The sequence below is a fragment of the Streptomyces sp. NPDC006259 genome (genome assembly GCF_042870975.1).
In the GTDB taxonomy this organism is placed as follows: Bacteria; Actinomycetota; Actinomycetes; order Streptomycetales; family Streptomycetaceae; genus Streptomyces.
On record NZ_JBIAHY010000010.1, the window covers coordinates 258,880 to 268,696 of the forward strand.

3 protein-coding genes, 1 tRNA gene and 1 rRNA gene are annotated in these 9,817 nt (G+C 69.3%); 1 reads left to right on the plus strand and 4 read right to left on the minus strand.

Going from position 1 to position 9,817, the window contains the following annotated elements:
- Positions 1-199: 199 nt before the first annotated feature.
- Positions 200-5,668: a HAMP domain-containing protein gene (locus ACFYO5_RS34200; RefSeq protein ID WP_388716463.1), complete on the minus strand. Its 5,469-nt coding sequence runs from the start codon at positions 5,666-5,668 to the stop codon at positions 200-202.
- A gap of 327 nt (positions 5,669-5,995) precedes the next feature.
- Between ACFYO5_RS34200 and ACFYO5_RS34205 the strand changes: the two genes are divergently transcribed.
- A complete protein-coding gene (locus ACFYO5_RS34205) occupies positions 5,996-8,734 on the plus strand; it encodes a SpoIIE family protein phosphatase (RefSeq protein ID WP_356566741.1) in 2,739 nt (912 codons plus the stop codon).
- A gap of 60 nt (positions 8,735-8,794) precedes the next feature.
- Here the strand turns inward: ACFYO5_RS34205 and ACFYO5_RS34210 are convergent.
- The 3 genes from ACFYO5_RS34210 to rrf all read right to left on the minus strand — a co-directional run.
- Positions 8,795-8,870, minus strand: a tRNA-Thr gene (locus ACFYO5_RS34210).
- A gap of 75 nt (positions 8,871-8,945) precedes the next feature.
- Entirely contained in the window at positions 8,946-9,608 is a 663-nt protein-coding gene (locus tag ACFYO5_RS34215; protein WP_388716479.1) for a DegT/DnrJ/EryC1/StrS family aminotransferase, read from the minus strand.
- A 117-nt stretch (positions 9,609-9,725) separates the two neighbouring features.
- Positions 9,726-9,817: ribosomal RNA gene (gene rrf / locus ACFYO5_RS34220) — 5S ribosomal RNA — on the minus strand; the annotation flags it as partial.

The following is a 9,817-nucleotide window of genomic DNA, read 5'->3' on the forward strand; positions in this document are numbered from 1 at the left end:
GGACGACTCCGTTGCGCCGCCCTTCCTTGTGCCGGTCATGGTAGCCGCACCCCGACCGTCGCCACACCCTGTCACCGTGATGTCACAGTGCACGTAGCAGGAACGCGGCGGAAGACCAGAAGGTTCCCGGAATCCCGTCCCACTACACGCCTTCGTACACCCTGAGTCAGCAACGCCACGCGTCCGCGGAGGATTCCCGTCACTCCGCGCGCATCCACTGCTCCATCACCGCCAGCAGATGATCGGGATCGACGGGCTTGGTGACATAGTCGGAGGCACCCGACTCGATCGCCTTCTCCCGGTCGCCCTTCATCGCCTTCGCGGTGAGCGCGATGATCGGCAGCCCGGAGAACTGCGGCATCCGTCGGATCGCCGTGGTCGTCGCGTACCCGTCCATCTCCGGCATCATGATGTCCATCAGGACGACCGCCACGTCCTCGTGCTGCTCCAGGACCTCGATGCCCTCGCGGCCGTTCTCCGCGTACAGCACCGACAGCCCGTGCTGCTCCAGGACGCTGGTCAGCGCGAACACATTGCGGATGTCGTCATCGACGATCAGCACCTTCTCACCCCCGAACCGGATGCCCCGCGGGCCCTGCTGCGGCGCCGCCTCCTGCCGCACGGGCGCCCACTGCTCGGGCCGCCCGACCTGCGGCTCGCTCGCTGCCGTCGAGCGGCGCCGACGCCGGAACAGCGCCGCCGGACCGTTCTGCGTGTCCTGGTACGACCTCACCTCGGCCGGCGTCTGGATCTGCTGCCCGGACAGCTCCAACCGCTCCCGCATCCCGTTCTCCGAGGCCACCAGATCCCCGGCCTCCAGCTGGGGCACGACCTGCTGGTAACCCTGCGGCGGCAGCTCGCTGGGGTGCAGCGGCAGATACAGCGTGAACGTCGAACCACGCCCCGGCTCGCTCTGGGCGTAGATCTCACCGCCGAGCAACTGCGCGATCTCCCGCGAGATCGACAGCCCGAGGCCCGTACCGCCGTACTTGCGGCTGGTGGTGCCGTCGGCCTGCTTGAACGCCTCGAAGATCACACGCATCTTGCTGGCCGCGATCCCGATGCCGGTGTCGGTCACCGAGAACGCGATCAGCGGAGCGTCCGTGTCCGCCAGCGAACCGGCCTCCAGCAACTGCTCCCGGATCGCCACCGGTACGTCCGCCCCGGCCGGCCGGATCACCAGCTCGACCGAGCCGGAGTCGGTGAACTTCACCGCGTTCGACAACAGGTTGCGCAGCACCTGAAGGAGCCGCTGCTCGTCGGTGTGCAGCGTGGCCGGCAGCTCCGGCGACACCCGCACGGACAGGTCCAGGCCCTTCTCCGCGGTGAGCGGACGGAAGGTGGCCTCCACGTAGTCCACGAGCTGCACCAGCGCGATGCGCGTCGGGGACACGTCCATCTTGCCCGCCTCGACCTTCGACAGATCGAGGATGTCGTTGATCAGCTGGAGCAGGTCGGAACCGGCCCCGTGGATCGTCTCGGCGAACTCGACCTGCTTCGGCGAGAGGTTGCCCTCGGCGTTGTCCGCGAGCAGCTTGGCCAGGATCAGCAGCGAGTTGAGCGGCGTACGCAGCTCGTGCGACATGTTGGCGAGGAACTCGCTCTTGTACCGCATCGACACCGCGAGCTGCTCGGCCCGCTCCTCCAGGACCTGCCGCGCCTCCTCGATCTCGGTGTTCTTCACCTCGATGTCCCGGTTCTGCCGGGCCAACAACTCGGCCTTCTCCTCCAGTTCGGCATTGGACGCCTGGAGGGCCTTCTGCCGCTGCTCCAACTCCGCCGACCGCTCCCGCAACTGCTCGGTCAGCTCCTGCGACTGCTTCAGCAACTGCTCCGTCTTGGTGTTGACGGAGATCGTGTTCACGCTGGTCGCGATCATCTCGGCCAGCTGGTTGAGGAAGTCCCTCTGGATCTGCGTGAACGGCGTGAACGACGCCAGCTCGATCACGCCGAGCACCTGCCCCTCGAACAGCACGGGCAGCACGATCACCTGCGCGGGCGGCGCCTCTCCGAGCCCCGAGGAGATCTTCAGATAGCCGCTCGGCGCGTTGGAGACCAGAATCGTCCGCTTCTCCTCGGCCGCCGTGCCCACCAGCGCCTCGCCCGGCCGGAACGAGGTCGGCATCGACCCCATCGAGTACCCGTAGGAGCCCAGCATCCGCAGCTCGTAGTCATCGCCCGCGCCGTCGGCCGGCGGCATCGCCAGGAAGAACGCGCCGTGCTGCGCGGCCACCAGCGGCGGCAGCTCGCTCATGATCAGCGAGGCCACGTCCTCCAGATCCCGCCGGCCCTGCATCAACGCGGACACGCGCGCGAGGTTGCCCTTGAGCCAGTCCTGCTCCTTGTTGGCGATCGTGGTGTCGCGCAGGTTGGCGATCATCTTGTTGATGTAGTCCTGCAGTTCCTGGATCTCGCCGGACGCGTCCACGTCGATCTTCAGGTTCAGGTCGCCACGCGTCACCGCGGTCGCCACGCGCGCGATGGCACGCACCTGCCGGGTCAGGTTCCCGGCCATCTCGTTCACCGACTCGGTGAGGTCCCGCCAGGTGCCGTCGACGTCACGCACGCGTGCCTGACCGCCGAGCTGCCCCTCGGTGCCCACCTCACGGGCGACCCGGGTGACCTCCTCGGCGAACGACGACAGCTGGTCGACCATCGTGTTGATGGTCGTCTTCAGCTCCAGGATCTCCCCGCGCGCGTCGATGTCGATCTTCTTCGTCAGGTCACCCTTGGCGATGGCCGTCGTGACCATGGCGATGTTGCGCACCTGGCCGGTCAGGTTGGACGCCATCTGGTTCACCGACTCGGTGAGGTCCTTCCACGTGCCCGCCACACCCGGCACGTGCGCCTGCCCGCCGAGGATGCCGTCCGTGCCCACCTCACGGGCCACCTTGGTGACCTGCTCGGCGAACGAACCCAGCGTCTTGACCATGGTGTTGATGGTGTCGGCGAGCTGCGCGACCTCGCCGCGCGCCTCGATCGTCACCTGCCGCGTCAGGTCGCCGTTGGCGACGGCGGCCGCGACCTGCGAGATGTTGCGCACCTGCATCGTCAGGTTCTTGGCCATCAGGTTGACGTTGCCGCTGAGGTCCTTCCAGATGCCCGTGATACCCGGCACGTGCGCCTGACCACCCAGAATGCCCTCGGTGCCCACCTCACGGGCCACCCGGGTCACCTGCTCCGCGAACGACGACAACTGGTCCACCATCGTGTTCACGGTGGTGACGAGTTCGAGGATCTCGCCCTTGGCGTCGACGGTGATCTTCTTCGACAGATCGCCCTTGGCGACCGCGGTCGTGACCTCGGCGATCTGACGCACCTGGATGGTCAGGTTGTTCGCCATGAAGTTCACCGACTGCGTGAGGTCCTTCCAGGTGCCGGAGACGCCCTGCACCTCCGCCTGACCCCCGAGCTGCCCCTCCGTACCCACCTCACGGGCCACCCGGGTGACCTCCTGGGCGAACGACGACAGCTGGTCCACCATCGTGTTCAGGGTGTTTTTCAGCTCCAGGATCTCCCCGCGCGCGTCCACGGTGATCTTCTGGGACAGGTCACCGCGCGCCACGGCGGTGGCGACCTGCGCGATGTTGCGGACCTGGGCGGTGAGGTTGCCGGCCATGCCGTTCACCGAGTCCGTCAGGTCCCGCCACACACCCGCCACACCCGGCACCTGCGCCTGGCCGCCCAGCTGCCCGGCGGTGCCCACCTCACGCGCCACCCGGGTCACCTGGTCGGCGAACGCGGACAGCTGGTCGACCATCGTGTTGATGGTGTTCTTCAGCTCCAGGATCTCCCCGCGCGCGTCGACGTCGATCTTCTGGGAGAGGTCGCCCCGGGCCACGGCGGTCGTCACCTGCGCGATGTTGCGCACCTGCGACGTCAGGTTCCCCGCCATCGAGTTGACGGAGTCGGTGAGCTCCTTCCACGTGCCGGACACACCGTCCACCCGGGCCTGACCGCCGAGCCGGCCCTCCGTGCCCACGTCCCGGGCCATCCGCGTCACCTGGTCGGCGAACGACGACAGCTGGTCCACCATCGTGTTCACGGTGTTCTTCAACTGCGCCATCTCACCGGACACGTCCACGGTGACCTTCTGCGACAGATCACCGTTGGCCACCGCCGTCGTCACCTGGGCGATGTTCCTCACCTGTCCGGTGAGATTCCTGAACGCCGTGTTGACGGAATCCGTCAGGTCCTTCCACGTCCCGGCCGCGCCCGACACCTGCGCCTGACCGCCCAGCTCACCCTCGACGCCGATCTCCCGCGCCACCCGTGTGACCTCGGCACCGAAGGCCGACAGCTGGTCGACCATGCCGTTGACGGTGTTCTTCAGCTCCAGCATCTCGCCGGCCACGTCCACCGTGACCTTCTGCGACAGATCACCGTTGGCCACCGCCGTCGTCACCGCGGCGATGTCGCGCACCTGCGTCGTGAGATTGCGGAACACGGTGTTGACCGAGTCGGTGAGGTCCTTCCACGTGCCGGCGGCACCCGGCACGTTCGCCTGGCCGCCCAGCTGCCCCGCCGCCCCGACCTCGTTGGCCACCCGCGTGACCTCGTCCGCGAAGGTCCGCAGCGTCTCGGTCATCTGGTTGATCGTGTCGGCCAGCTGCGCGACCTCGCCACGCGCCGACACCGTCACCTTCTGCGACAGATCGCCGTTGGCGACCGCCGTGGTGACCTCCGCGATCCCGCGCACCTGGGCCGTCAGGTTGCCGGCCATGGTGTTCACCGAATCGGTGAGTTCCTTCCACACACCGTCGACGCCGGACACCCGGGCCTGCCCCCCGAGGATGCCCTCGGTGCCCACCTCGCGGGCCACCCGGGTCACCTCGGACGAGAACGCCGAGAGCTGGTCCACCATCGTGTTGACGGTGTTCTTCAGCTCCAGCATCTCGCCTTCGACATGCACGGTGACCTTGCGGGACAGATCACCCTTGGCCACCGCCGTCGTCACCAGCGCGATGTCACGCACCTGAGCCGTCAGCCGCTCCGCCATCGTGTTGACGGACTCGGTCAGGTCCTTCCACGAACCCGACATACCGCGCACCTGGGCCTGCCCGCCCAGCTTGCCCTCGGTGCCCACCTCACTGGCCACGCGGGTGACCTCGTCGGTGAACGTCGACAACTGGTCGACCAGGTTGTTGACCGTCCGCCCGACCTTCAGGAACTCCCCGCGCAGCGGATGCCCCGCCCCTTCCGCGGTGGGCGTCCGCAGCTCCATCCGCGGCGACAGATCACCCTCGGCCACCGCCGACAGCACCCGCCCGACCTCGGAAACCGGCCGTACGAGGTCGTCGACCAGCGCGTTCGAGTTGTCGATGGCGCTCGCCCAGGAGCCCTCGCAGGCACCCGTCTCCAGCCGCTCGGTGAGTTTTCCCTCACGCCCGACCATGCGCCGTACGCGCGACAGCTCACCCGTGAGATGCAGATTACGGTCGGCCACCTCGTTGAAGACGGCCGCGATCTCCGACATCACGCCGTCGCCGGACACCGTGAGCCGCTTGCGGAAGTTCCCCTCCCGCATCGAGACCAGGGCAGCCAGCAGCCGGTTCAGAGCCGCCGTGTCCACCGTCGTGGTCCCGCCCCGGGGTGAACGCTGCCTGCTCAGGGTCTGTCCGCCTTTCGCGCGCGCCTTCGTGCCCCGCGTCGCTGCGCCAGACTCCACGTTGTCCCTCCCGGAGGGGTCGACCGTCGTACTGCCGATGTAATCAGGCAGGCCCAGAGGGCTGCTGCCCGGCGAACACAGAAGACATCCAGTCTGCCGGACCTTCACAAGAAGCCTGCCCAGTGTTTCACCCCCACCGAACCCGGCCATAACAGTTCGGCAGCTTTCGCACACCCTCCGCACACCCTGGGGCGCACACACAGGTGACCGGCATCCGCAGGGACGGGGAAGGTAAGTAACCTTGCATGCGGCTGTCCAGCCGCGCCGGTTCGTCCGGCCTGGGCGGTGGCAGGAGCACGAGCGGGCATCGGAGGGGCGGCCGCACACATGACCACCGGACTGATCCCGGGGGGACAGCCCCCGGACCCCCGGCCCCCGGGCGCGTTCCCGCCGCAACTGCGACGCGAGCAGGACAGCCGGGAGGAAACCCAGCACGTCGACGACCGGCCGAGGAGTTCTGTGATCACCGCGCGCGCGGCTGCCAGCTTCGAGCCCGTCGGGCGATCCGTCGCGACCGCCCGCGCGTTCGTCCGCGACACCCTCCAGGGGTGGGGTTTCGCCGACATCGTCGACGACGCCGTCGTCCTCACGAGCGAACTCGTCACGAACGCCGTCGTCCACGCGGGCACCCATGCCGACCTCCAGTGCCTGCGCCACGAGGACGGCGTACGGATCGAGGTCGCCGACCGCTACCCGGAGCGCGAGATCCCCCTCCAGGGTTCGCTCGCCACCATGGGCAGCCCCGACCGTGAGGGCGGCCGAGGCCTCCAGCTGTGCGCCGCCATCGCCGCTCGCTGGGGCGTCGACTACACGCCCACCCACAAGACCGTCTGGTTCCAGCTCGACCTGCCCGACCGCCCGGTAGGCACGCGCACGGCCGGCCCCGCCCTCCCCGCCCACCTGCTGCCGCTCGCGGACAGCCGCGTCCGCGTCGCCGTCGTCCAGATCGACCGCACCGGCGCCATCTCGGCCTGGAACGAGGACGCCGAGGATCTCTTCGGCTATCCGGCCGACCAGGTCGTCGGCAAGCCCCTCACGGACCTCGCGGCCTGGCCGCACACCCCCGGCACCGGCACCGGCATCGTGGAAGCCCTCCAGCTCTCCCGCTGGGAGGGCAGCTACGGCCTCCGCGGCGCCGACGGCCGCGTGACCCCGGTCTACGCCTCCCATCTGAGGGTCCGCTCCACCGACGGCGACCCCTCCACCGTCTGCCTCCTGGTCCGCGACCACGAACGCGCGGTCCTGCAGTCCCCGACCCGCGTCCCCGTCACCGACGCCCCCGCCGACGGCCAGAGCACGGACCCGTTCGAGGTCTTCATCGGCTCCCCCGCACCCGACGACCTCGACGGCCTCCTCCAACGCACGGTGGAGCGCGCCCGCGACATGCTCGACGGCGACTCCGCCTTCCTCCTCCTGGCCACCGACGACGAGACGGAGCTGGAGGTCCGCGCCTCGACGGGCCTGCCCTCCGCCCGCCAGCGCTTCGCCCGCGTCCCCGTCGAGGCCGGCCCCGGCCGGTACGGCTCCGCCCGGATGCCTGCCGTCCACGAGGACCTTCTCGCCGTCCCCGGCGCGGTCCCCCTCCTGAACGGCACGGGCATGCGCTCGGTCGTCACGGTCCCGCTGAAGGTCGAGGGCCGCCTCACCGGCTCCCTGGGCGTCGCGGCCGAAGGCCCAGGCCGTTACTCCAACGAGGAGGCGCTGCGCCTCCAGTTCGCCGCGGACCGCATCGCGCTGGCCGTCGAGTCGGCCCGCCTGGGCGAACTGGAGCGGCTGCGCCGCGGCTCACTGAGCTTCCTCGTCGAGGCCTCCGACCTGCTGGCCGGCACCCTCGACCGCGACCAGACCCTGGCCCTGATGGCCCAGATGACGGTCCCGACGCTGGCCACCTGGTGTGCGGTCTACACGATCGCCGACCAGGCCTCCGACCCGTATCTGTCGTACGTCCTGCACGAGGACGAGGAACTCATCGACGGCATCAAGTCGTTGCTCTCCAAGGTGGCCCCGCCGGACCCGGTGCCCACCCCGGGCGCCCGTGTCTGGTCGGCGCCCGGCGAGGCGGCGCACGACGCGGCGCTGCGCAGCTCGATGCGGAGTCTGGGCCTGACCGGCGGGCCGACCCACCAGGTGTCCTCGGGCATCGGCCCCACCCTCGCCACCGCGTCCGCGGTGGGCGGCGAGACCGTTGTCCTCCCCCTGGTCGCCCGCAACCGCGTGATCGGCATGCTGACTCTCGGCAAGCCCACCGACGAGCACTTCCGCCAGGAGATCCTGGAACTGGCCGAGGACCTGAGCCGCAGAGCGGCCCTCGCCCTCGACAACGCCCGCCTCTACTCCGAGCGCACCGCCATCAGCCAGTCCCTCCAGCGCAGCCTCCTGCCACCGGAACTCCCCGACATCGACGGTGTCGAGGTGGAGGTCATCTACCGCGCGGCAGGCGAGGGCAACGAGGTCGGCGGCGACTTCTACGACCTCTTCCCGATCAGCGACGGCGCCTACGGCTTCGCCATCGGCGACGTCTGCGGCACCGGCCCGCACGCGGCGGCGGTGACGGGCCTCGCCCGCCACGCCCTCCGTCTGCTGGCGAGGGAAGGCCTGAGCGGCCCGGCCGTCCTGGAACGCCTCAACTCCGCGATCCTCGACGAGGGCGCCCGCAGCCGCTTCCTGACCCTCCTCTACGGCGAGATGCGCCCGCAGGCCGACGGCAGCGCGGAGCTGAAGATGGTCTGCGCCGGACACCCGCTCCCGCTCCGCCTGCGCCAGGACGGCACCGTCGAGCCGGCCGCCGAACCCCAGCCGCTCCTGGGCGTCATGGAGGATCTGGAGCTGTACGAGCAGACGATCACCCTCGACCCCGGCGATGTCCTGCTCTGTGTGACGGACGGCGTCACCGAACGCCGCGAGGGCACCCGCATGCTGGGCGACGACGGCCTCGCCGAGGTGCTCACCGCGTGCACGGGTCTCACGGCCGGCGCGGTGGCGGCCCGCATCATGCGCGCGGTGGAACGCTTCGCGTCGGACGCCCCTTCCGACGACATGGCCATCCTCGCGATGCGCGTGGCCTGAGGAGCGGGACCGAAAACAAAAGAATCCCCCCGCCCGGAAGGGCAGGGGGATTCTTTTTGGTGGAGCCCCCAAACGGAATCGAACCGTTGACCTTCTCCTTACCATGGAGACGCTCTGCCGACTGAGCTATGGGGGCCGGTTACCTGTCGAGGTTTCCCCCGCGGCAACGGAATAGATCATACCCCGAACGGAGCCGTGTTCCCAAACTCGGTCAGAGGGCGGGTTGGAGCAGTCCTCCGAGCGCATTGCACGCGGACACCGTCCGCTGCATGTCCCGCTTCGTCAGCGCGGCGTCCACCGGCAATGCCAGTGTCTCGTCGGTGGCCAGCTCGGTCTCCGGCAACGACACGCGGCGCCGGAACGCGGGCAGCCGGTGCAGCGGAGTCCTGACCGGCACCCGGCAGTCAACGCCCCTCCTCCGCAGGGCGCGTGCGAAGGCGTCACGGTCGGGCCGCCCGTTTCCCGGCACCCGCACCACGTACTGCTGATAGGTGTGCCCGTCGCCACCGTCGGGCGTCCGCACCCCGCGCAACCGCGCGTCGAGATAGGCGGCCCACTCCCGCCGCCCCGCCACTTCGTCGTACGGCGCCTCGGACTCCCTGTGCTCCAGCACCAAGAGCCCATGCCGCCGCCCGACCTCGTGCAGCGGCCCGACATCGACCGGTCGCCCGAACCGATGTACGGCAACGACGGCCGCCGTCCGGCGAGTTGTGGCTGCTTCTACGGCGACGGCGTCCAGGCAGTAGGTCACCGGATCCACATCGGCGAAGGTGGGAAGCGCGCCGACGCGGGTCACCGCTTCGGCTACTTCGACGTTCCCGAACGCCGGCACGATCACCTCGTCACCGACTCCGACACCTGCGGCCGTGAGCATTGCGGCAGTACCCATGCGGTGGATGCTGGGCGCGGGACATGAACGTCGAGTGACGAAAAACAAAAAAGGGTTGGGCTCCGAACCGAAGTTCAGGGCCCAACCCTTTTCTGAAAGATTGTTCGGCGGCGTCCTACTCTCCCACAGGGTCCCCCCTGCAGTACCATCGGCGCTGTAAGGCTTAGCTTCCGGGTTCGGAATGTGACCGGGCG

What these genes read in the sequence shown, in the direction of transcription:
- ACFYO5_RS34205 (WP_356566741.1), top strand. Translation starts at nt 5,996, where the DNA reads ATGACCACCGGACTGATCCCGGGGGGACAGCCCCCGGACCCCCGGCCC.
- ACFYO5_RS34215 (WP_388716479.1), bottom strand. Translation starts at nt 9,608, where the DNA reads ATGCTCACGGCCGCAGGTGTCGGAGTCGGTGACGAGGTGATCGTGCCG.